This window comes from uncultured Roseobacter sp., assembly GCF_947501835.1.
Lineage (GTDB): Bacteria > Pseudomonadota > Alphaproteobacteria > Rhodobacterales > Rhodobacteraceae > Roseobacter.
This window is the reverse complement of record NZ_CANMXR010000009.1, coordinates 62,619-86,237: the sequence shown is the minus strand read 5'-3', so window position 1 is coordinate 86,237 and position 23,619 is coordinate 62,619. Positions and strand designations below refer to the sequence as shown.

19 protein-coding genes and 1 tRNA gene are annotated in these 23,619 nt (G+C 59.1%); 14 read left to right on the top strand and 6 right to left on the bottom strand.

Annotated features, from left to right (window positions below):
• Window positions 1-76: 76 nt before the first annotated feature.
• The gene (locus Q1A20_RS18385) at window positions 77-373 is read left to right on the top strand and encodes a YciI family protein (RefSeq protein ID WP_299918046.1); all 297 of its coding nucleotides are present in this window, start codon (window positions 77-79) and stop codon (window positions 371-373) included.
• A gap of 169 nt (window positions 374-542) precedes the next feature.
• On the opposite strand, the gene Q1A20_RS18380 is transcribed toward Q1A20_RS18385, so the two are convergent.
• Window positions 543-2,384 (bottom strand): BCCT family transporter, encoded by a 1,842-nt coding sequence (locus tag Q1A20_RS18380; RefSeq protein ID WP_299918043.1) that lies wholly within the window; start codon window positions 2,382-2,384, stop codon window positions 543-545.
• A gap of 284 nt (window positions 2,385-2,668) precedes the next feature.
• Between Q1A20_RS18380 and Q1A20_RS18375 the strand changes: the two genes are divergently transcribed.
• The 12 genes from Q1A20_RS18375 (at window position 2,669) to Q1A20_RS18320 (ending at window position 16,018) form a co-directional block, all read left to right on the top strand.
• Window positions 2,669-3,892, top strand: a complete 1,224-nt coding sequence (locus Q1A20_RS18375; RefSeq protein ID WP_299409287.1) for an aminotransferase class V-fold PLP-dependent enzyme — start codon at window positions 2,669-2,671, stop codon at window positions 3,890-3,892.
• A 68-nt stretch (window positions 3,893-3,960) separates the two neighbouring features.
• Entirely contained in the window at window positions 3,961-5,379 is a 1,419-nt protein-coding gene (locus tag Q1A20_RS18370) for a deoxyribodipyrimidine photo-lyase (RefSeq protein WP_299918040.1), read from the top strand.
• A 73-nt stretch (window positions 5,380-5,452) separates the two neighbouring features.
• Window positions 5,453-6,661 (top strand): cyclopropane-fatty-acyl-phospholipid synthase family protein, encoded by a 1,209-nt coding sequence (locus Q1A20_RS18365; RefSeq protein ID WP_299918037.1) that lies wholly within the window; start codon window positions 5,453-5,455, stop codon window positions 6,659-6,661.
• Window positions 6,662-6,686: 25 nt separating this feature from the next.
• Complete coding sequence (locus Q1A20_RS18360; protein WP_298975545.1) at window positions 6,687-7,127, top strand: TrgA family protein; 441 nt, start codon at window positions 6,687-6,689, stop codon at window positions 7,125-7,127.
• 16 nt (window positions 7,128-7,143) lie between these two features.
• Window positions 7,144-8,250: an NUDIX domain-containing protein gene (locus tag Q1A20_RS18355; protein ID WP_299918035.1), complete on the top strand. Its 1,107-nt coding sequence runs from the start codon at window positions 7,144-7,146 to the stop codon at window positions 8,248-8,250.
• Between the two features lie 55 nt (window positions 8,251-8,305).
• The gene (locus Q1A20_RS18350; RefSeq protein ID WP_299409277.1) at window positions 8,306-9,343 is read left to right on the top strand and encodes a cysteine synthase A; all 1,038 of its coding nucleotides are present in this window, start codon (window positions 8,306-8,308) and stop codon (window positions 9,341-9,343) included.
• Window positions 9,340-11,667 (top strand): DUF3772 domain-containing protein, encoded by a 2,328-nt coding sequence (locus Q1A20_RS18345; RefSeq protein WP_299409275.1) that lies wholly within the window; start codon window positions 9,340-9,342, stop codon window positions 11,665-11,667. The genes Q1A20_RS18350 and Q1A20_RS18345 overlap by 4 nt, the downstream gene beginning before the upstream one ends.
• On the top strand, window positions 11,664-12,383 hold the full coding sequence (locus tag Q1A20_RS18340; RefSeq protein WP_299409272.1) for an alanyl-tRNA editing protein: 720 nt from the start codon (window positions 11,664-11,666) through the stop codon (window positions 12,381-12,383). The genes Q1A20_RS18345 and Q1A20_RS18340 overlap by 4 nt, the downstream gene beginning before the upstream one ends.
• A gap of 70 nt (window positions 12,384-12,453) precedes the next feature.
• Window positions 12,454-12,543: transfer RNA gene (locus tag Q1A20_RS18335), tRNA-Ser, on the top strand.
• 149 nt (window positions 12,544-12,692) lie between these two features.
• On the top strand, window positions 12,693-13,694 hold the full coding sequence (locus Q1A20_RS18330) for a hypothetical protein (RefSeq protein WP_299409270.1): 1,002 nt from the start codon (window positions 12,693-12,695) through the stop codon (window positions 13,692-13,694).
• A gap of 127 nt (window positions 13,695-13,821) precedes the next feature.
• Window positions 13,822-14,007, top strand: coding sequence for a hypothetical protein (locus tag Q1A20_RS18325; protein ID WP_299409267.1), 186 nt, complete (start codon window positions 13,822-13,824; stop codon window positions 14,005-14,007).
• A 718-nt stretch (window positions 14,008-14,725) separates the two neighbouring features.
• Entirely contained in the window at window positions 14,726-16,018 is a 1,293-nt protein-coding gene (locus Q1A20_RS18320) for a hypothetical protein (protein ID WP_299918032.1), read from the top strand.
• 223 nt (window positions 16,019-16,241) lie between these two features.
• Here Q1A20_RS18320 and Q1A20_RS18315 read toward each other — a convergent pair whose 3' ends face one another.
• The 5 genes from Q1A20_RS18315 to Q1A20_RS18295 all read right to left on the bottom strand — a co-directional run bounded on the left by Q1A20_RS18315 (window position 16,242) and on the right by Q1A20_RS18295 (window position 22,245).
• Window positions 16,242-17,153, bottom strand: coding sequence for a 2OG-Fe(II) oxygenase family protein (locus tag Q1A20_RS18315; protein ID WP_299918030.1), 912 nt, complete (start codon window positions 17,151-17,153; stop codon window positions 16,242-16,244).
• 400 nt (window positions 17,154-17,553) lie between these two features.
• Window positions 17,554-19,536 carry a cation:proton antiporter gene (locus Q1A20_RS18310; protein WP_299918028.1) on the bottom strand — a complete coding sequence of 661 codons (1,983 nt, stop codon included), beginning with the start codon at window positions 19,534-19,536 and terminating at the stop codon, window positions 17,554-17,556.
• 3 nt (window positions 19,537-19,539) lie between these two features.
• Window positions 19,540-20,148 (bottom strand): NAD(P)H-dependent oxidoreductase, encoded by a 609-nt coding sequence (locus Q1A20_RS18305; RefSeq protein WP_299918027.1) that lies wholly within the window; start codon window positions 20,146-20,148, stop codon window positions 19,540-19,542.
• A 117-nt stretch (window positions 20,149-20,265) separates the two neighbouring features.
• Entirely contained in the window at window positions 20,266-21,252 is a 987-nt protein-coding gene (locus Q1A20_RS18300) for a zinc-dependent alcohol dehydrogenase family protein (RefSeq protein ID WP_299409256.1), read from the bottom strand.
• A gap of 147 nt (window positions 21,253-21,399) precedes the next feature.
• Window positions 21,400-22,245: an enoyl-CoA hydratase/isomerase family protein gene (locus Q1A20_RS18295; RefSeq protein WP_299409252.1), complete on the bottom strand. Its 846-nt coding sequence runs from the start codon at window positions 22,243-22,245 to the stop codon at window positions 21,400-21,402.
• A gap of 345 nt (window positions 22,246-22,590) precedes the next feature.
• Between Q1A20_RS18295 and Q1A20_RS18290 the strand changes: the two genes are divergently transcribed.
• A complete protein-coding gene (locus Q1A20_RS18290) occupies window positions 22,591-23,604 on the top strand; it encodes a thiamine pyrophosphate-dependent dehydrogenase E1 component subunit alpha (RefSeq protein WP_299918024.1) in 1,014 nt (337 codons plus the stop codon).
• Window positions 23,605-23,619: the final 15 nt, after the last annotated feature.

The window sequence follows — 23,619 nt, the reverse complement described above, 5'->3', positions numbered from 1 at the left end:
GATATCTACTGCATTCATCTGAATTGTAAATGCATATCCGCAGATCGATACTGCGCGCGATATCCAGGAGGCAGCGATGCTCTTTATTGTTCATTTTCATGACAACGAAACCGCAGAACCCGACCTGCGCGCAAAATATATGGCAGCGCATCTGGCGTTTCTGGGTGATCATAAGGACCAGATCCACGCCGCAGGCCCGCTGAAAGAACGAGACGGGCAGATCAAAAGCGGGCTCTGGCTGGTCGATGTGGAAAGCACTGACGCCGCATGGGCGCTGGTGCATGCCGATCCGTTCTGGCCGACCGGTCTGAGGGATCGGGTAGAGATCAAGCAGTGGTCGCAGGTCTTTGCCGATGGCCAGGCGCTGATCTGACCCCGTTGCGCCGATCTGAGCGCCAGGTGCGATCTGCGCTTTCCAACCTGACTTCGCAATCCGCCGACTTCAACAAAAGGATGAAACCGCCGAGGCTAGCGGGGCAGGGCGGTAAGTAAAAAAGGGCGCCCGAAGATACAGGCGCCCTGTGCCGTTTCTTGAGCAGATCTTACTCTGCAGGCTGCGCTTCGGCCTCCGAGGCATCCCCGGCTTTATCTCGGCGTCCATCGTTGAAGAGCGCCTTGATCAGCGCGGCCACCATCAGCACCATGACCATGGTAAAGGGCAGCGCCCCGATGATCATCGCGTTTTGCAGCGCGCCAAGGCCACCGCCGCCCGCCAGCAGCAGGGTACCGATCACCAGCGTCAGGATAACGCCCCAGATGATGCGATGCTTGACGCCGGTTTCTTCGGCGCCACCGGACATGATCGTGTTCATCACCAGGATGCCAGAATCTGCGGAGGTCACGAGGAAGGTCATGATCAGCACCACGCACATGATGATGATCCCATGCAGGAAACCGCCCGAGAGCATGTTTTCAAGCGTCACAAACAGCTTTGCCGAGTTGGACGCCCCGATGATGGCCCCTTCTGCGGCCCCGTTGATCTCCAGATCGATCGCGGTGCCCCCAAGGATGGTCATCCAGGCAAAACACACAAGCGCCGGCGCGATCACTGCGCCCAGCACGAACTCCCGCACCGTGCGGCCCTTGGAAATCCGCGCAAGGAACAGACCCACGAAGGGCGAGAAGGCGATCCACCAGGCCCAGTAGAAGGTCGTCCACCCGGCCTGCCAGCCAAAAAGCCGACCCTGGGCACCGGTATCGTAGGCGGCTTCGAGGTCGGCCGCGGGCAGGGCTGCTGCGGCCCCTTCCAGACCGCCGGTGAAACCCTCAAGCGAGCCCCAGGGATCGGTTGCGGCACTATAGACCGCCCCCAGTTCTTCAGCGGGCAGCGCCTGCACCGTGGCAGGTGCTGCTGTGGCAAAGGCTGTTTCGCTGAGCGGGGTGTAGGCTTCAAAACTGAGGTTCACGAAAGCCAGAAGGTAATCGACCAGGGCCGTCGCATAGGTGGTCAGCGCGAATAGGAAGGAGCCGAAGATCACAAAGGTCAGCAGCAGGATCAGAGAGAGCACCAGATTGAGGTTGGAGAGGTATTTCACCCCCCGCCCGACACCTGATACCGCCGAGATGATCGACATGCCCATGATCACGACGAGGGCTGCGATCAGGCCTGCCTTGGCGGGAACGGGTGTGTCGCCGGTGCTGTCCATCATCCATTCCATGCCGGTGATCGAATAGACCCCGTCAACCAATTGGCTGACGCCATAACCGATGGTCACCGAGACGCCGAGGATTGTGGCCACCACGCCCAGAACATCGATGATATGGCCGAAAAATCCATTGGCGAAACGCCCGATCAACGGGGTCAGGGCGGAGCGGATCGTCAGCGGCATGCCACGTGTGTAGGCGTAATAGGCGAGGCTGAGACCCGTCACCACATAGATGGCCCAGGCGTGAAACCCGTAGTGCAGGAAGGTGTAGCGAAAGGTTGATTTCAATGCCTCAGGCGTATTGCCGGTCACCTCGCCAGCAACGACGATGGGGTTGGAGCCCCAGAGGCCCAGCGGCTCAGCCGTCGCGAAGGTCATCAGGCCGACGCCAAGACCGGCGCCGAACATCATCGAAAACCAGGAGAAATTGGTGAACTCCGGCTTTTGCCCCTGAGGTCCGAGCACACGGCTGCCGGTGGATGGGATTAAGGCAATGATGATCAGGAAAAATGCAAAAACGCCAACCGACAGAATATAGAAGGTGTTGAAAGACAGCAGCAGCGCGCTGTTGATCGAAGAGAGCATCGCCCCGGCACCCGCCGGAAAGACCAGGGCCCAAAGGACCAAAAGCACCATGCTGACTTTCGAGATCAGCGCGATGGGAAGGCTATAGCCTTCATAGAAACCGGCATCCTGAGTATTGATCTCAAGATCCGTAAACGGTGGTTTTACAGACATTCCAGGGTTCCTCTGTTGAAACGCGGCCATCTTGGCGGGCCGTCATTTGTGTCTGACCGTGGCATTGGGGGGCGTTCCAAACGTGCCCATTGCCTCCCAGTCGCCGGTCATTTGGTGGCGGGTGGTCAACCACCCGTTATACGAGTGTGACAACGGTCCTGGGGTTTGAGTGGCCGGGGCGCGACACAAAATGCAAATAAACGACGCCTTTTGACGGTGGTTGACGCGGCGTCGAGGCAGATTGAGTTCTTGACCTGTCCTGCGCGTCAGGGGACCTTGCGGCCATGAAACTAGATATTGACTTCGTGCGCGGCCAGTTCCCCGCCTTTGAAACCGCTTCCCTTCAGGGGCAGGCATTCTTTGAAAACGCGGGGGGGTCCTATACCTGCGCGCCGGTGATCGACCGCCTCACTCGGTTCTACCATGAGCGCAAAGTGCAACCCTACGCGCCCTATCCCGCCAGCCGTTTGGGAGGCGCGGAAATGGACGAAGCCCGGCAACGGCTGGCAGCCATCCTGGGCGTCGAGAGTGATGAGTTGAGCTTTGGCCCTTCTACCACGCAGAACGCCTACGTGCTGGCGCAGGCCTTTGCCGAGATGATGGCACCCGGCGAGGCCATCGTGGTGACCAATCAGGACCATGAGGCAAACTCCGGACCGTGGCGCAGGCTCGCGGCGCGGGGTTTGGACATCCGCGAATGGCAGGTGGATCCGGAGACCGGGCACCTCAACCCCGAAGACCTCGAAGACCTGCTGGACGATAGCGTACGGTTGGTCTGCTTCCCGCATTGCTCCAATGTTGTGGGGGAGATCAACCCGGTCACGGAAATTACCGCGCTGGCCCATGCCGCGGGCGCTTTCACCTGCGTGGACGGGGTCTCCTATGCGCCGCACGGGTTGCCCGATGTGGGGCGTCTGGGTCCGGACATCTATCTGTTCTCCGCCTATAAAACCTACGGGCCGCACCAGGGCATCATGGTGATGCGGCGGACTTTGGGAAATCTGCTGCCCAATCAGGGGCATCATTTTAACGGTGACAGCCTCTATAAACGCTTCACCCCCGCGGGGCCGGATCACGCACAAGTCGCGGCCTGTGCAGGCATGGCGGATTACATCGACGCGCTCTATGCGCATCATTTTGACCAGGACGCAGACCCAAGCGCACGGGGGCAGGCTGTGCATGATCTGATGCGCGCCCATGAAAAAGAGCTGCTGGCCCCGTTGCTGGAGGCGGTGACGTCAAGAAACTCCGTGCGCCTGATCGGACCTGCGGACGCAGGCAACCGGGCCCCCACGGTGGCGCTGGCGCTGAACCGGCCCGGCGAAGAGGTTGCCGCCAAGCTGTCTTCGCACGGCATCATGGCAGGTGGCGGGGATTTCTACGCGGGCCGGGTGCTGAACGCGATGGGCGTGGATGACGGCACGGGCGTGCTGCGGCTCAGCTTCACCCACTACACGGCGCCGCATGAAATAGATCAGCTCTTGGGCGCACTTGACGCAGAGTTATGATCCTTGACGGTGATCCAAAGCCCGCTGGCTTGCGTAGCCCTCAATATGAAACGTGAAGGCCGCACTGCGTGAGCTCATCTCCCATTCTTGTCTGGTTTCGCCGCGACCTGCGGCTGAGCGATCATCCGGCCCTGAACGCGGCCTGCGCGACCGGGCGACCGGTGATCCCGGTGTTCATCCATGATGATACAGTACAGGCTCTGGGGGCCGCGCCGAAATGGCGGCTGGGGCTGGGGCTGGAGGCGTTTGACCAAAGCCTGCGCGCAAAGGGCAGCCGCCTGATCCTGCGCCAAGGCGATGCGCTTGAGCAACTTCAGGCACTCACACGCGAGACCGGCGCCAGTGCGGTTTATTGGTCGAGGCTCTATGATCCGGCTGCCGTTGCGCGCGATACCGGCGTGAAATCCGCGTTGAAAGAACAGGGGGTCGAGGCCAGATCCTTCGGCGGCCACCTGATGTTCGAACCCTGGACGGTCGAAACCAAAACGGGCGGTTTCTACAAGGTCTATACGCCGTTCTGGAATATGGTGAAGACGCGCGAGGTCGAACCACCCCTGCCTGCGCCCGCAACCCTACCCGCGCCATCCAACTGGCCAGAAAGTGACACGCTTTCTGATTGGCAGATGGGCAAAGCGATGGATCGCGGTGCGGAGATTGTCCGCCCGCATGTGCGGTTGGGTGAGCAGGCGGCGCAGACCCGGCTGGCGATGTTTGTGGACCGGATCGTCGATGGCTATGACACAACGCGCGATTTGCCCGGCGTCGATGGCACCTCCGGCCTGTCGCAAAACCTCAGCCTCGGAGAGATCAGCCCGCACCAATGCTGGCACGCCGGACAGCGGGCGCGGCAGGAGGGCAAGAAGGGCGCCGAGACCTTTCTCAAGGAGTTGGTCTGGCGCGAGTTCGCCTACCATCTGATGCACCACACGCCGCATCTGCTGACGGGAAACTGGAAGGAAGCCTGGGATGCCTTTCCCTGGCATCGGGATCCGAATGCCCCCGCCGTCATGGCCTGGAAGCAAGGGCGCACCGGCATCCAGTTTGTCGATGCCGCGATGCGCGAAATGTACGTCACCGGCACGATGCACAACCGCGGGCGCATGATCGTGGCGAGCTACCTGACCAAGCACCTGCTGACCCATTGGCAGATCGGCATGGATTGGTTCGAAGACTGTCTGGTCGATTGGGACCCGGCCAGCAACGCCATGGGCTGGCAGTGGTCCGCAGGCTCCGGACCAGATGCAACGCCCTATTTCCGCGTGTTCAACCCGGTCACGCAACTCGATAAATTTGACAAGAACCGGGACTACGTCAGCCGCTGGATTGCCGAAGGCCGATCCCATCCCAGCGCGCAGGCGCTTTCCTATTTCGACGCCATCCCGCTAAGCTGGAAGATGACCCCGAAAGACGCATTTCCCGCCCCGGTAGTAGCCGCGGATGAGGGCAGAAAAGTCGCACTGAATGCCTATGAAAACAAAGGCTTCTGAATCCCTTGATCGCGCGTTTGCGTGTCCCCTAACATTGGGTTAACGCCCGACCTTCACTACAAGCGGAATGCATATGATCCTGACCACAACCGATGGCCAACACAACCTGCCGCGATACTTCACACGGGTGTTTGCCATGGCGCAGCAGATGAACAACGGCCGGGTCGATTTTGTCGTGCCGGATGGTCGCCGGTTCCGCGCAGAGGGGCAAAATCCCGGTCCGATTGCGGAACTGGTCATCCACAATGACGACCTCTTTGCACGTCTGATCCGCGAGGGTGATCTTGGGTTCTGTGACGCCTATCTGGATGAATGGTGGTCAACGCCGGATCTGCAGGCTTTCATGGATCTGGTGCATGCCGACAACGAAGACATCTACGATGGCTTCCCCGGCATGATTCTGGTGCGCAATTATGAAAAATTTAGGTTCTGGCTGCAGCGAAACCATAAAAACCAGGCACGCAAAAACATCAGTTATCACTATGATCTGGGCAATGAGTTTTACGGTTTGTGGCTGGATGACACCATGACCTATTCCTCTGCGATGTTCCGCACCGGGCAGGAGAGCACCGAGAAAGCGCAGATCGCCAAATACAAGTCCATGGTGGATGAAATGGGCGCGCAGCCGGGGGATCACATCCTTGAGATCGGCTGCGGTTGGGGGGGCTTTGCGGAATATGCCGCCAAGGAGCGCGGCTTAAAGGTGACCGGGCTTACCATTTCAGAAGAGCAGTTTAAGTACGCGCGGGAACGTATTGAAAAAGCTGGACTTTCTGATCATGTAAGTTTCAAGCTACAGGACTATCGCGACGAAAAGGGGCTCTATGATGGCATCGCCAGCATCGAGATGTTCGAGGCCGTGGGTGAAAAATACTGGCCTGCCTATTTCGATGTCGTACGCGAACGCCTGAAGCCCGGTAAAATGGCGACGTTGCAGATCATCACCGTCGCGGATCGGCGGTGGAGCGTGTACCGGCGCGGGGTCGATTTCATCCAGAAATACATCTTTCCCGGTGGCATGCTGCCCAGCCCCACGGCGCTGCGGGATCAGGTGAAAAACGCAGGTCTGGGCGTTGAGCGATCTGTCGAATTTGGCCACAGTTATTCCATAACTTTGCGCCGATGGCACGATACTTTCAACGAGAAATGGGATCAGGTGAGCAACCTTGGCTTCGATGAACGCTTTCGTCGGATGTGGAATTTTTACCTGACCTCATGCGCGGCGACATTCGATAGTGCGAACTGCGATGTCACGCAAATCACTGTGAAGCGGCCTGGCTAGGTCGTAGCCTGAGAGGTAAGACCAGATGCCTGACGCAGCCCGGCTGATCGCCGCCCTTTGCATCTGTTGTGTGGGATATGTCGTGTCGGTGGTTTTCATGCCGCTGATGCCTGAAAGCACGAATTTTGGCTATTTCATCTATGTAAATGCTTGCATCGGTATCTTTGTCGGCTGGACCGTCATGGGCAAACGTGCCGGGCGAGGGGTGACGGCCGCGATCAACAATGGCTTTGGTGGGGTGCTGATGCTGGTGCTCTGGTGTCTCTTCATTCACTCCAGCTACCAGATGTTCGACCGGGCCATGGCCAATTGGTACAACGGCGCCTTCGACGCACTTCTGGCGATTTTCAAGTTCATGGCGGAATACGGTCTGGTGATGCTCAACCCGCTTGTGATCTTCTCGCTGTTTGCGGGCGGACTTTTGTCGGGACTGGCCACGGAATACGCTTGGCGGACGTGGCGCTGACGCGTAAGCACGCGGCATGAAACCCTTGTTTTTCTTTGGAACACTGCGTCACCCGGCGCTCCTGCAGGCCGTGCTGGGAGAGGTTGCACATATCGAACTGACCCCGGCCCTTTTACCCGGCTATGCCATAAAGGCGGCTGCAGAAGGCCCGTTTCCCATGATTCTGCCCGCAGAGGGTGGCGATGGCACGGGCCTCTTGGCAGAAGGGATCACGGATGCGGATCTGGCGCGTTTGGATTACTATGAAAGCGCGTTTGGCTATGATCTTGTCGATGTCACGCTGCAATATGGGCGTGCCGCGCGGACCTATATGCCACAAGAAAACCTTTGGACGCCGCAGGGACCCTGGTCGCTTGACGACTGGGCGCGCGATTGGGGTGCGATCAGCGTGATCGCCGCGCAGGAAGTCATGAGCTATCTGGGCCAAAAGTCACCCGGCGAGATTGCGACGATGTTTCCAATGATCCGGGCGCGCGCCTGGTCACAGGTCAATGCCGCGCAAAGCCGCCACAGCGCGGACATGCTGCACGGGCGCATCGACATGGCAGAGCGGACCCGAAAATATGCGCGCTACTTCGCAGTGGATGAGCTGAGGCTACGACATGAGCGATTTGACGGCACGATGTCGGAGAAAATGTTGCGGGCGGTCTTCATCGCGGCGGATGCTGCATTGGTGCTGCCCTACGATCCGGTGCGCGACAGGGTTTTGCTCATCGAACAGATGCGGGTCGGCCCACTGGCGCGAGGTGATACATCGCTCTGGCATCTGGAGCCGATCGCGGGCCGTCTCGATCCGGGCGAGCCCGCACAGACCGCCGCGCGGCGCGAAGCCGTGGAAGAAGCCGGCGTAGAATTGGGCGCATTGCACGAGGTGGCGGAATGCTATTGCTCCCCGGGGAATTCGACGGAGTTTTACTACATCTACGTAGGTCTTGCCGACCTGCCCGATGACATCACGGGCGTTGGCGGGTTGGCGGATGAAGATGAGGACATCCGCTCCCATCTGATGGATTTCGATGAATTGATGCGGCTCTGCGACAACCAGCTGATCGCCAATGCGCCGCTGGTTCTGATGGCCTATTGGCTGGCCAGACATCGCGCCGGTTTGCGCGCCGCCTCTTGAGGTCCCGCCAGTGCACCGCTAGGTGTGGAGGACGCATCTAAAAGGGGGCACATGCATGCAAGTTGCAAGCGATCTGGCCGGGGCCATTGGAAATACACCGCTGATCCGATTGAAGCAGGCGAGTGACGCCACAGGATGCGAAATTCTGGGCAAGGCCGAGTTCATGAACCCGGGCCAATCCGTCAAGGATCGCGCAGCACTTTTCATCATCAAGGACGCGGTGGAAAAGGGGCTGTTGAAACCCGGCGGTACCATCGTTGAGGGCACGGCCGGCAACACCGGTATCGGGCTGGCGCTGGTTGGCGCCTCCATGGGTTTCAAGACGGTGATTGTGATCCCCGAGACGCAGAGCCAGGAGAAAAAAGACATGCTGCGCCTTGCCGGTGCGGAACTGGTGCAGGTGCCTGCCGCACCTTACCGCAACCCCAACAACTTCGTGCGCTATTCCGAACGTCTGGCCACTGAGCTTGCACGGACCACCAATGAGGGCGTGATCTGGGCCAATCAGTTCGACAACGTGGCCAACCGGCGGGCGCATGTCGAAACCACCGGGCCGGAGATTTGGGAACAGACCGGCGGCAAGGTCGATGGCTTCATCTGTGCAGTTGGCTCGGGCGGAACCTTGGCGGGGGTCTCGGAAGCCTTGAAACCCAGGGGCGTCAAGATCGGCCTGGCGGATCCCGACGGCGCATCGCTTCATAATTTTTACACCAAGGGCGAGCTGGCGATGTCCGACGGGTCATCAATCAACGAAGGGATCGGTCAGATCCGAATTACCAAGAACCTCGAAGGCTTTACCCCGGATTTCAGCTACAACATCCATGACGCCGAAGCACTGCCAATCGTTTTTGATCTGCTGGAGCACGAGGGGCTTTGCCTTGGCGGGTCGTCCGGCATCAATATCGCGGGCGCGATACGACTGGCGCGCGACCTGGGGCCGGGGCACACGATTGTCACCATTCTGTGCGACTTTGGCACCCGCTATCAATCCAAGCTGTTCAATCCCGAATTCCTGCGGGAAAAAGGTCTGCCCACACCGGGATGGATCGAGCGGCCCCCGGCAAGCATTCCCGGCGTATTCGAAGACGTATGACCCGGCTGTTGCGCGCCTTTGCGATTGTTCTGATCTGGCTCGGTGTCCTCTGGGGGCAGGGGAGCTTTGCCCAGGATGCGGCGAGCGCAGATATCGCGCAAAACCTGCAGACCTGGGATGAGGTCGCCTCATTGGCCGAAGCCGCCATTGACCGGAATATTGCCAGCAATGAGCGCTTTGAACGGCTGCGGGCGGAAATCGCCGAATACCGGGCTGACTTTACCGCAGGCACCAGGATCAATGCCGAACGTATTGCCACGCTGCGCGGGCAAATAGATGCCCTGGGACCTGTTCCCGAAACAGGTGATGAACCCACCGATATCAGCTCGCGCCGCGCGCAATTGGAAGAACAGCTTGAAATGCTTCAGGCACCGGTGCGCGTGTCAGAGGAAGCGTTTCGCCGTGCCGATGGCCTGATCCGCGAGATCGATACCATCATCCGCGAACGGCAGGCGGACCGATTGCTGTCGCTGGGTCCATCGCCGCTCAATCCGATACATTGGCCAAAAGCCATTGAGGATCTGTTCGGCATTCTGGGCGCCGTCGGTCAGGAAACCGCCAGCATCACCGACGCGGCACAGATGGGGCAGCTCAAAGGCAACGCACCGCTTGTGCTGTTCCTGCTGGCGCTGGCGCTGGCTCTGATCATTCGCGGTCGCGCCTGGGCGGGCATGGCTCTGAACACCCTGCGCCGCTGGGGGGGACGTGGCTCTGGCGTCTGGCGCTTTCTGGTCTCCCTCCTGCGGATTTTCCTGCCGCTGACCGGTTTGCTGATCCTGACCCATGCGCTGCGGCTGACCGGTCTGATGGGCACCCGGATCGACCAGATTCTGGAGGCTTTGCCTGCCTTTGGTTTCGTCCTTCTGGGGTTTCGCTGGCTCGCTGAGCGGCTGTTTTCAAAGATCGACGAAGAGGCGCTGATCCCGCTCGCGCCCAGCAAGCGGACCGCCGCGCGGTTCTACATGCTGATCCTGTCCATTCTCTTTGTCTCACGCGGTGTCTTTGAGCTTTTCCTTGGCTTCACCGATGTGGATGCGGCAACAGATGCGGTTTTGACCTTTCCCATCGTGGTGCTGATCGGGATGACGCTGGCCTCCATTGGCAATCTCTTGCGCGGCTGGTCGGTGGACAGCGACCCAGACGCGGAGACCGCCCCCCGCGGCACGGGCCTTGCGCGGGTTGTCCGACTGTTGGGCACCGCGCTCATCGTTGTTTCCGTGGTATCGCCCCTGATGGCCGCCGTGGGTTATGCCGAGGCGGGCAATGCCTTGCTCTATCCGACCCTGGTCAGCCTGTTGATCCTGGGCTTTGTGCTCACGCTCCAGCGGTTTTCGGCGGACGTCTACGGTTTGATCACCGGCGAGGGCGACGGTGCACGGGACGCCCTTGTCCCGGTGCTGGTCGGGTTTGCACTGGTGGTCGCCTCCTTGCCCTTGCTGGCACTGGCCTGGGGCGCGCGCGTGGCCGATCTCACCGAGGTCTGGGCCACGTTCAGCCGCGGTTTCCAGCTCGGCAACACGCGTATTTCACCCGGTGACTTCCTGACCTTTGCGGTCATCTTCGTTGCCGGATATTCCGTTACCCGACTGGTACAAAGTACCCTGCGCGTCAATGTTCTGCCCAAGACCAAGATCGATATCGGCGGGCAGAACGCGATTGTATCGGGCCTGGGATACGTCGGTATCTTTTTGGCGGCGATCCTGGCGATCACCGGCGCGGGCATTGATCTTTCGTCGCTGGCCATCGTCGCCGGTGCTTTGTCCGTGGGCATCGGTTTCGGCTTGCAGACCATCGTGTCGAATTTTGTCTCAGGTATCATCCTGCTGATCGAACGCCCGATATCGGAAGGCGACTGGATCGAAGTGGGCGGTCAGATGGGCTACGTGCGCGATATCTCGGTGCGCTCCACGCGGATCGAAACCTTTGACCGCACCGATGTCATCGTCCCCAATGCCGACCTCGTCTCGGGTACGGTCACCAACTACACGCGCGGCAACAAGGTCGGTCGCCTAATTGTATCTGTCGGCGTGGCCTATGGCACCGATACACGGCGGGTCGAGGGGATCTTGCGCGAGATTGCCGAGGACCAGCCCATGGTGCTGCGCAACCCGCCGCCGCTGATCCTGTTCAACAACTTCGGCGCGGATTCACTGGAGTTCGAAATCCGGGTGATCCTGCGGGATGTAAACTGGATCATGGCCGTGAAGAATGACATCAACCACGCCATCGCGAAACGGTTCAGCGACGAGGATATCGAGATACCATTCGCCCAGCGTGACGTTTGGCTGCGTAATCCCGAAACACTGAAAGACGCCAAGTCATGACGCAGATGCTGTTTCGCGAAGACGCTTATGCGCAGGAAGCTGCAGCATCGGTGATGGGTCACACCGAGGAGGGCGGTATTGTACTGGACCGCACGGTGTTCTACCCTGCGGGCGGCGGACAGCCTGGCGATAGCGGTAACTTGACATGGCAGGGCCGCACCTTGACCATCGCGACGACCGTCAAGGGCCCTGCCGACACGATCGTGCTGGTGCCCGCGGAGGCCGACGTCTTGCCCGCGATTGGGCAAGAGATCACCCAGAGGCTGGATTGGGACCGGCGGCACCGTCACATGCGCGTGCATACTGCGCTGCACCTGTTATCTGTGGCGATCCCCTTCGGTGTGACCGGTGGTGCCATCAGCGCGCAGCATGGGCGGCTTGATTTCAACATGGCCGATCCGCTTGACGACAAGGACGCGGTCGAAAGGGCGCTCAACGACATGGTGGCCAGCGATGCGCGGGTTTGCGAAAGCTGGATCACGGAAGCGGAGTTGGATGCGCAACCTGACCTGGTCAAAACCATGTCAGTGCAGCCCCCGCGCGGTGCCGGGCGTATCCGGCTCATTCGGATTGGGGACGAAGCAGCGCCGCTGGATCCGCAACCCTGCGGCGGCACGCATGTGGCGCGCCTAGGTGAGATCGGTGCGGTGAGGCTCGGCAAGACCGAGAAAAAGGGACGCATGAACCGGCGTGTCTATCTGCACCTCGACGGTTAAATCAGGGGTCGCATGATTAACGATTTTGCCTCTTGCGCATCCGGTCGCAGGCGCGCTACACCGCCGCAACGGAGCGGTGGCCGAGTGGTCGAAGGCGCACGCCTGGAAAGTGTGTAGGCGGGAGACCGTCTCCAGGGTTCGAATCCCTGTCGCTCCGCCACTAGAATGGCTCTATGAGCCATGTTGATTGCAAAAATCCCAATGATTTCAATAACGGTGCGGTGCGTTTTGGCGCTGTAACGGGCGTGTCCCTCATAAAATCCCGCATGGATTCCCGCATAGCGGCGGGTTTGTGATAGAAGGTTTTGCATGGGGCTGACGTTGGATCGGGGGCGGTATTACTTCGTGATGAATGTGCCCAAGCATCTCTTTGGGAAGGTTTTGGGGCGTGCTGGGCAACCGGTGCGGCAGGTGCGGCAGGCGTTGCGGACGGCTGATCTGAGCGTGGCTAAACGCAAACCGTTTCAGCTGGAAGACCTGAAACGGTTGGAGTGGCACCTTCTTGAGCTGGGTGAAGAGGCACTAGCTCATGAGAAGTTTGCCGCGGCGAAGCGGATGGCTGAGAGCCGCGGTTTTGACTACGTGTCGAGTGATGTGCTGCTGCGTCGCTCCTTTGAAGAGGACTTGCCTCGACTAATGGCTGCGGCGGGCACGGAGGCGCAGCAGACACCGCCCGAGGTGGCCGAGGCGATCCTGGGCGGCGTGGAGGTGGCCTTGCCGCCTCTACGGGAGGTGCTGCAGGAGTTGGTTGAGCTCACCAAGACGAAGCACATCCGGAAGTCCGACCGCCAGCGGCATCTGTGGCGCCTTCAAAGAGAGCGTGCCGTATCCAACTTCGAAAAGGCTGTGCCCCGGCGCACGAAGGTCGGCATTGATCGGATCACGCGGGAGGATGCGCTGGCCTTCCGGGCCTGGTGGGCGACGCGGACCGAGGCGGGAGAGACGCGCGCAGAGACGGCGAACAAGGACTTTGGGCACCTGTCGCAGATCATTCGGCACTGGTGCGAGCTCAAGGGCTATACGGACCTTGAGAACTCCTTTGCCAAGCTGCGCTTCGACAAGGCCATAGATCCGCTGGTCAGCCGCCCGCCGTTCTCCCGCGAATGGGTGAAGACGCGTCTGCCGGCCCCGCTGCGCTGGATGGTCTCAACAAGAGGCCAGAGATGCGTTTGTCATACTGATCAACACAGGGCTGCGGCCCTCAGAAGTATTCTCCTGCCCGCTGGAGGACTTCTGCCTGGAAGCAACCATTCCGTTCTTGCGCGTGGCCCGGCATGGTCGGGAGCTCAAGCAGCGTCATACCGCCCGTGAGATCCCGTTGCTGGGTGTGTCGCTTGCGGCGGCCAAACAGATTGTAGCGCGCGGTGGGATCCAGAGGTACTCGCATAAGGCAACCTCCTGGTAGAACCTGGTCAACAAATAACTGGAAACCAACGGTTTGAAAGAAACGCCAGCGCGCACCGCCTATAGCCTGCGGCATTACGTTGAAGACGCGCTGCTCACTGCCGGGATCGACGACCGAGTGCGGGCAGACATTCTGGGCCACAAGTACAAACGGTCTGTCTACTGGTCAGGCGGCGGGTTGGCTTTGCAGCATCAGGCCTTGGCTGAAATCGCCCTCTAACCTCACATCCCGCAGATCATACACTCACCGCTCCGGAGCCCTTGTCGCGATCGCGCCCGGACGGATTTCCACTCCCTCTCGCACATCTCGGACCGCTTCGCGCGCCGGCGCAGGCCTTGGCGCTTCTAGGAGGCCAACAGAAACTGCTACAGGAGCGAGCAGCGCCATTTGCGATGGACATGCGCGGTCTGCGGTGACTGTGGATCATAGAGATCTAGCGATGCTTTTGGTCTGACGGCATACCTTCCTGAACACTGCACATCACGGCTTTTGCAGCAGCAACCGAACACTCAACCCTCGGCGAAGTACCAACCATCAACCGGCGTGATCTTGCGTTTGTCCGTGAGTCGCATGCGCAAAAAAATTCTGTCGGCGGATTGCCGAACACCGATATTCCATCGTGGACGAGGATCGGGGCGGCAAGCGATACAGCGTTATGATAAAAAGAAAATCCCTATAGATTGCGCCGACCTCATCTAACGGTTCGCCGGAATGACCGCATTTTCCATAATCAAAAACAGGTTCCAAGAAATGACCGTTTCGGCGGCCATCTGGCGACGGGCGCTGCGGCAGATGTTGGGCTCATCTGGCAGCTCTTTGCCACAAAACAGCAGAACTCAGCCCAAAACGACAAACCGCATATGGCGTCGTTGTGGCGGACTTGCTCGAGAATAACGTCGCCCGCGTTTTCCCCACCCAAACACTGGACTGACACATCATGAAAAATCACAATCACTCCGACTCCACCGACGCGCATGGCAGCACAAACTTCAAGACACTCTTTGATGAAATTGAAGAGGCCACCGGCTTCAGCATGAAAAAGGAGCTCAATGCGCTGATCACCGAAGTCTTCGTCTCTGATAAGTTTGATTCAGACAACAAAGTGGACGCACAAACCACGAAGTCTGCGGCGTTCATCGTCGGCATGCAGGAAATATCGAAGTACCTGTATGAGAAACCCATGACCGAACTGATCGGCAGCGACGACGCGCAAAAGCACACGTTGGGCCTGCACGCTATGACCGTCTCTTTCCACAAGGCCAACATGGAACACGGGCGTGGCCATAGCGGCAAACAAGACCCAGGCAGCTTTGAGCTGATGCACGTGCTCAATCCGAGGAAAGATACCGAAAACGTCAGAGACCATTTCTGGGACGATTATGAGCTGACCGCCGAAGAAGGGGCTAAGCTGCGTGAGGAAATCCAATCCGGCAAAACGGTTGCCGATATCTTTGGAAAGATGGGTGGTATGTCCGCCGACGGATTGCTCGGCCAGGGGTTCCACACAAAAGGCATCATGAACCTGGCCGAATGGGCCGGTGTCGAATTGGGCCGTTATGATGCGGTCAATACAAAGAAGATGAGCGTCAACTTCCTAAACTTCGACAGCAACAACGTCGATGGCATCTTCTTGGGCATGGGCAAGCGCGGCAACGGCAGGTATACCGAAGATGGCGAGGGCCGCAACAAGTTTGAGGAAACCCTGGAATATTCTGATTTCGCGAAGAGACTTGACTTTGTACCCGGAGAGGCAAGCGACCGTGACGATACAGCATCATCGCCAGGACCTGGCGGGTTCACGGATGAGGGAAAATCGGATCCTGAAACGCCAGATGCCGAGGATGGGCAAGAGAGCCCAACCGAGACGGGGGCGCTGCTAGACGATGAGGATCCTCCGTTCGAGTTTTACTTTGTGAACACCGAAACCGACGCTGTCATTGGACAGGTCAAAAACGGCGAAACAGTATCCGCCGCGGATCTGGACGGGCCAATGTCCATATTCGGTACGAAAATCGAAGGCGATGACATCGAAGTCACTGCAGTACGTCTGTCGTATGGCAACCATGAGCGCGTCGAGTTATTGGAGCCATACGCCTTGTTCGGCAACAGGGGGGACGACTTCTGGGGCGGCAGAACCTTTGAAGAAGGTCAGCATGAAATTGAGGTCGACCTCTTGGACACGGACCGAAAGGTGATCGAGTCCTTCGATTTCGTATTCGACATCGCCTGATTGACATCGCAGAAGAACTCACCAATCCGGCAAAAATGTACGCCTAATTGGTGAGTTCAACGACCAGCGATTGACCTGATGAGCCAAGTCATTCCAGACGCTATGAACACTGTTGGCACAGAACTGAACTCTAGCGACGGCCCGACCGCTGTTGTAGCTTTCGCCAGCCAGCTACCGAGCCGCACGGCCAATGCCTTCGCCAGACTTTCGGAGGTCCCAGCACCTAGAACGGTGCAAAGCCGTCGCTTTCTGAGGCAGGTTGTGTCCAGCGTTCAATCGGATCTACTGAGCGAAGCGTTGTGCCCTGCATCGGGATCTGACCGTGGTCGCCATAGAGCCAGAGGACGAAGTTGAAACGCTCCCCTTTAGTGATCGGTTCGGACGCGTGGGGCACGCTGCCGTGGTGGATCAGAGCGGTTCCGGGCTCAAATGTCAGTTTCTCAACCCGGCGCGAGGCTGGATCGATGAAACTGACGGCGGAGCCGGAATAGTCCTCACCGGGCAGATTCAGGTTGATGTTCAGTGTCACAGCCGAGGCATCCGTATGCGGGCGCAAGGACGTGTCCTTGTTTTCCTGCCATTGGATCGAGAACCCGAACGTCTGAGTGTCATACCCCATCACATCCGGGAACAAGAGGCGCGACACCGGGCGCATGTAGCGGTCCATCAATTCTTGATAGAACGTCTGGAACGACGGCTCCGCAAGGTGACCTTCGGATCGCGGGTCGAGCATTGCGCCGCCGCGGTTCAGAACAATCCCATAGGGCGGGCGCAGAGGGATATCAGCCTCGGCGACCTCATACAGGTAGGCCCTCAAAACCGCCAGTTGATCAACGTCGAAAAACTGTGTGCGATAAACCCCGGGGAACACCTCTTCCCACAGGTCCTTGACCGCTACTTCCTTGACCGGGTCGGCCCAGGCAGTATTCACAGCCTCGCGTAGGCGCGGATCAAAGATCGAACTGTCGAGTTTCGGTGTCTTGCCATTCAGGCCGGTTTCCCACTCCGCCCAGGCGTCCTTGAACAGGTCCTTGTTCTGCTCCCAGAACCGTTGAACCGAGGGAGCCCGTTGCATCATATCGTCTCGCGACGGCCTTTCGACGGTGCGGGCCTGCTGAAGCGTGGTCTGTGTCATGATATGAAGTCCTTCTGATGTAAGCGGCTATCTGCGTCTGAGGCCCAGTTATTTGTTCGGCTTTACGATTTAAATGCGGTCATTTGGGAATGAGAACTCTGGTTTCGCATATAATAAGCCGCCGCTCACGGCCTGCCCGGCATCACTGGTAGACCTATGGTCACAGCCGAATGTCGTGGAAGGCCGCCAATCTGAGTAATCTCTTGATGCATCGCGGTGACCTGCGACAGCGACAGCACCACCAAAAATTTCGATCCGTGCAGATCATGGCGCGGGACACGCCTAACCTCACCGCGAGCGATGCAGTGCGAGACGTCTGTCACCTGAGCTGCTCTATCTGCGAGCCTCGCTTAGATCCTGACCGGACCAGCCAAGACAAGATGTTATCGAGGGCGTATCCCTACGAGGTCTTGGCCTTATGTTCTGCCAAGATCGCATCGAGGTCCTCTTCGGACGGCGGATGCCATCCGCGATCGGTACTCAGGTCAAAGGCTTCGCGTTTGCCGAACATTTGCTCCTCACGTTCCTTCATGAGGGTCTTTGACTTCTCGATATAAGCCGTGTTCTGACTGGTCGGAATGTCGGGATCATGCACCTGCGCCATCTCTTTCAGGATGTGCCTGTCATCCTCCGCAAACTTGCGCGCCGCCAGTTCCGCATCAAAAGGGTGCATGCCAAGTTGCTCCATCGCAGAACGCCCCGTGCGCACACTGGAATCAAACGTCTCGCGGATGATCTCCACGCAACCCATCGAGAAAAGGTCATAGACATGCTGGCGATCCACCGCCCGCGCGATCACGGGCACCTGCGGGTAATTCTCGCGCGCATAATGCACCAAAGCATTGATCTGCTCCTTCCCGTCGATCGCTACGACCAGAAGCTTGGCCTTCTCAATCCCCGCCGCATGGATCAGATCGGGTCGCGTTGCATCCCCGAAAAACACCTTGAAGCCGAAGCTGCGCAGCATGTCGAGGTGGTCGGCATTGTAGTCCACAACCGTTGTCGAATACCCCGTCGCCCGCAGCATCCGGTTCACGATCCCACCAAAGCGGCCATGGCCCGCGATGATCACGTCGCCTTCTTCGTCGATCTCATCCGCCTCGCGCTCTTGCGTTGTGACGAAGCGCGGCGCGATGACTTTTTCGTAGAGGATGAACAGGCCTGGGGTGAGCAGCATCGACAGCGCGACAATCAAGAGCAGCTGATCGGCCAGACCCTGCGGGATGACATCACTGGCAACGGTGAATGAGAGGAGTACAAAGCCGAACTCACCAGCCTGGGCGAGGCCCAGCCCAAAGAGCCATTTGTCCGCGCCCTGGAGCTTGAAGATCCAGGCCAGCGCCAGCAGAACCAGCGCCTTGAGTGCGATCAGACCAAGTGTCATGCCGACGATAGTGCCGAAATTCCCGAACAGCAGATCAAAGTCAATCGCAGCGCCGACCGTGATGAAAAACAGGCCCAGCAGCAGCCCACGAAACGGGTCGATGTCGGACTCAAGCTCATGCCGATACTCGCTGTTGGCCAGCACGACGCCCGCAAGAAAGGTGCCCAAAGCAGGTGAAAGGCCGACCAGTGTCATCAGAAGCGCGATGCCGATCACGAACATCAGCGCGGCGGCAACAAACAGCTCGCGCAGCTCGGCCATGGCGATGAACCGAAAGAGCGGTCGCGTCAGATAGACACCGCCGAGGATGACCGCTCCAATGGCGCCAATCGTGACCAGCCCGGCCTGCCAAGCGGGCAGCCCGTCCACTAGACTGAGGGAGGTGCCATGTCCTCCGTCAGCATGCCCATCGTCATGTGTCGCGTGGCCGTGGGTATCACCGTGGTCCGAGCAATGACCGGCATCAGAAGTCAGATCCATCAGCTCCGGCATCGCAAGCAGTGGGATCAGGGCCAGCATCGGGATGACCGCAATGTCTTGAAAAAGCAGAACGGAGAAGCTGGACTGCCCGCCATTCGACCGCATCAGCCCCTTCTCGTTCAGAGTTTGCAGCACGATGGCGGTGGAGGACAGCGCCAGTACAAGACCGACCGCAAGCGCGATGCTCCACGGTTGACCAAAGACCATCGCAACCGCCATCACAAGCAGAGTAGTGCCGCCAACCTGCAGCCCGCCCAGCCCCAGCAGCTTGGCGCGCATGTTCCAAAGCATGCGGGGCTCCAGTTCGAGCCCGACAAGAAACAGCATCATGACCACGCCGAACTCGGCGAAGTGCTGGATCGAGATGACATCAACACCAAGCGCCGCCAGAAGCGGGCTGATCACGATCCCGGCAATCAGGTAGCCGAGAACGGAACCCAGACCCAACCGTGAGGCAATTGGCACTGCGACCACTCCGGCGACCAGAAAAACAAAGGCCAGTAACAGAAAATCAGCCATGGATCACGCCTCGCTCTTCATCAGAATATCACTCGCCGTCAGGACCATTTCCGCACCTGCGTCGCGCAGGTCGAACTGGTCATCACGGAGGCGGGTCAGCAGCTCCGCGTAACCGTCGACGTGGTGCGCAAGCTCGGCCGACTCCTTGGCCTTCAGCGCGCTGAACAGCACGTATGGCACCGCAAAACGCATCTGACAGAGGCCCGCAGTCTGCTCTAGCGGCGTCAGGAAGGCGCGCATCGGGTGTTGCTGGTAGCCATCTTTCGAGTACGCCTCATCGGATCCGCCCGCCGTGATCGCCAACAGCAGCGTCTTGCCTGCCAGCTTGTCGCCGCCATGCCCGTAGGCAAAGCCATGTTGCAACACGAGGTCCTGCCACTCCTTCAGCAAGCTCGGGGTTGAGTACCAATAGAGCGGGAATTGGAAGACGATGACATCATGCGCCAAAAGCCGCGCCTGCTCTTTGTCGACATCAATGTCGTGACGCGGATACTCGGCATAGAGATCGACGAAGGTGACCCCTTCGATCTGACGGGCTTTCTTCGCCATCGCGCTGTTGGCCCGGCTGAAGGTTTGGCCGGGATGCGCGTAGTATACGACGATCTTTGCCATCAGCGGCGCCTTCCTGTCGTGAGTTTAGCGGACATAGGTCCTGAAACGCTCGTATGGTCTGGTTCCAGCAGGAGAGTTTTGGCCGACAGCACGAGAGATGCGCGCGCCGCCCATGGGTCAAATATCAATGACAACCTTGCCGACGGCTTGACCGCTCTCAAGTCTCGCGTGGGCCTCGGTGACATCGGCAAAGCCAAAATTCTGGTCATCCAGAACCGGTTTGAGCGCACCGGCATCTACAATCTCGGCAAGGGCCTTGAGGATGGCACCATGCACCTCGCGCCCCACGTTATGCATCATGGGCAGCAGCATGAAGACGACATGCAGCGACAAGCCCTTGAAATGTGCTGGCGTTAGGTCGATCTCCACCAGCGCGACAGTGCTCGCCACATGGCCGTTGAGCTTGGCCGCTTCAAAGGAGTTGGTCATGTTGGCGCCTCCGACCGTGTCAAACACCACATCGAAACCCGCGCCTTCTGTCTGCGCGGCGACAATGTCGGTCGTCTTTGTCGACATGAAGTCGACCGGCTGCGCGCCCAGATCTGCCATCAAGGTCATTTGCGCTGCACCCGTGCCAGTGGCGGTCACATCCGCGCCCATGTGTTTGGCCAGTTGGACGGCGACGTGACCAACACCCCCTGCGCCGCCTTGGATCAGCACTTTCTGTCCCTGCGATACTTCTGCGCGGGTCAGACCTTCATAGGCAGTGATCCCGACCAGTGGCAGGGCCGCCGCCTCGCGCATGGTGAGGGACTTGGGTTTGTGCGCAATGAGACGTGCATCGGCGCAGATGAACTCGGCCAGGGCGCCTTGGAGGTCCATCAGGCCACCTGCACAGCCATAGACTTCGTCACCAACCGCAAAGCCTGCGACGTCCTCGCCCACAGCCTCGACAGTCCCGGCGAAATCCATGCCCAGCACGGCGGGCAGTTCTGGTGACAACGGCAGATCCGCGCCCATGTTGCGGATCATTGTGTCGACCGTATTCACGCTCGTGGCGGCGATCTTGACGATCACGTGGCCGGGCATGATCTCAGGCTTGGCGATCTCCGCAAGTTCGAAGACCGAGTCGCTGCCGTAGCTGTTGAGAGACATCGTTTTCATGGGCTTTCTCCTGAATTCTGCTTCAGGCACGGTCTAAAGACGCCTGAAATGAAGATAAATAACCATTCTGATAAATCAGAATTCCGATTTTCTAGATAATAGAGGGATGCCTCGCCCACCCCGACGTGGCATCCCGAAGCGCATGTATCAGTTGATCTCTTGCACCTTCATGACAAGCTCGCCCCAGTTGCGCTGGTTCTCGATGTCATGCTCCAGGCCCTGTTCATCCGCGATGGTGAACCGCTTGACCGCAGGCGTTTTGCTCGTCGCCTGATAGAGCCAGTAGGCTTCTGCCTTCAGCGCCTCGTTGATGGGTTTGTCGATGGATTCATAGACCATCTGCTTGCAGGCATTGATCGATTCTGCCGGAAACTGCGCGATGCGTTGCGCGAGCGCGTCGACATAGGGGCCAATTGCGTCAGGTTCGAGCGCCTTGTTAATCGTGCCCAAACGTTCTGCATCATCGGCGTCGTAGTCCTGCGCGCTCAGGATGATCTCCAGCGCTTTGCCCAAACCGGTTTGACGCGCCATCCGTGACGCACCGCCGCCGCAGGGCAGGATGCCCATGCCAACCTCCATCTGCATGAACTTGTACTTGCCGCGCGCCGCAAAACGCATGTCGAGCGCAAGCGCCAATTCGTGCCCGCCACCGCGGGCAAACCCTTCGAGCTTAGCAATGGTCGCCTGCGGGACCTTACTGATCCGCTCGCAGACAGCTTGCAGATCCAGCAGCTGTGCATCTTCGCGCGAGACGGCCTCGGTCGACATGTCTTTGAGCAATTCCGTGTCGTAGTGACACACCCAGATCTCGGGATTTGCCGACTCGAAAACAACGACTTTGACTGAACGGTCGCGCTCAAGCCGCATGGCCAGGCTGTTGAGATCGGCCAGCATTTCCTGACCTTGAACATTCACTGAACCGAAGTCGAAGGTCACGGTGGCGACAGCGTCCTTTACATCCACAGTGAACGTCTGAAAGTTTTCGTACTTCATTTTAATCCTTATCATGAGTTGCCGCCGAGAGTGGCGCTTCGAAGTTTCGATTACGCTGGCTTCCAAGGGCTCGGGGAACCGCAACCAGCAACGCGGAAGCTAATCATCGGGCTTTCAAAGAAAATGCGATTTTCTCGAATTCAGTCTTTAGAAAAACAAGCGCCTCGTGCGCCACAAAAAGACCATGTGGTTGGCTCGCACCGCATACTGGTGTCTCATTTTCGGCCAATCTGTCTCACCCTGTCTCATCGCGAGACACATTGAGACACCCCGCAAATCGGCATCACTTTGCGCCTTGTTCGAAAGGCCCGGCTCGTACCAACTTTGTGCTTATCGGATGGGAGTATGCCGATAGCAGGGGAGGATGAGACTTTGGCACCAACGCGCGACGAGCAGCATTGGATGTATCGCAACATGGTCACGAGCCGGAAGTTCGAAGAGGCCATTGCGGGGATCTATTTCGAAGGTAAGACACCAGTCTTCAGCATGGCCGACGGCCCCATTCCGGGCGAGATGCACCTGAGTGACGGGCAGGAACCTGTGGCGGTGGGGGTGTGTGCGCATCTGAACGCCGATGATGTGGTGACGGCCACGCACCGCCCCCACCATCAGGCCATCGCCAAGGGGGTCGATCTGGACAAGATGGCGGCGGAGATCTTTGGCAAGAAAACGGGTCTGTCCGGTGGGCGCGGCGGGCATATGCACCTCTTTGATGCGGATGTGAACTTCGCCTGTTCGGGCATTATCGCACAGGGCATGGGGCCAGCGGTTGGGGCAGCGCTCAGTCGCCAGATGCAGAAGAAACCCGGGGTCGCCGTGGCCTTTGTCGGCGAAGGTGCGGTGAACCAGGGCGGCTGGCATGAGGCGATGAACCTCGCGGCCACCTGGAAGCTACCGTTCGTCTGCGTGATCGAAGACAACGCCTGGGGCATCTCGGTCTCCAAGGAAGATTCGACGGCGATCTCCAACAATGCCGACCGTGCGGCAGCGTATGGAGTCCCCGGCGTTCGTGTCGCAGACAATGACCCATACACCATCTATGAGGCCGCCGGTGATGCCATCTCGCGGGCCCGTGCAGGCAATGGCCCGTCACTGATCGAGGTCGAGACTTACCGCCTTGCTGGCCACTTCATGGGCGATGCTGAGGGCTACCGCCCCAAGGGCGAAAAAGACGCTCTGTTTGAGAAGGACCCAATCCCAAAGATGCGGGCAAAGATGCTGGCCGATGGCGTTGCCACCGAGGCCGAGCTTGACGCCATTGAGGCTGAGAGCGCCGCACGCGTTGACACCGCAATCAAATTTGCCCGCGAAAGCGCGGACCCGGCGCCCGAAGACGCGCTGACATCGGTCTTTGCGTGAAGCCAGGGAGGACAT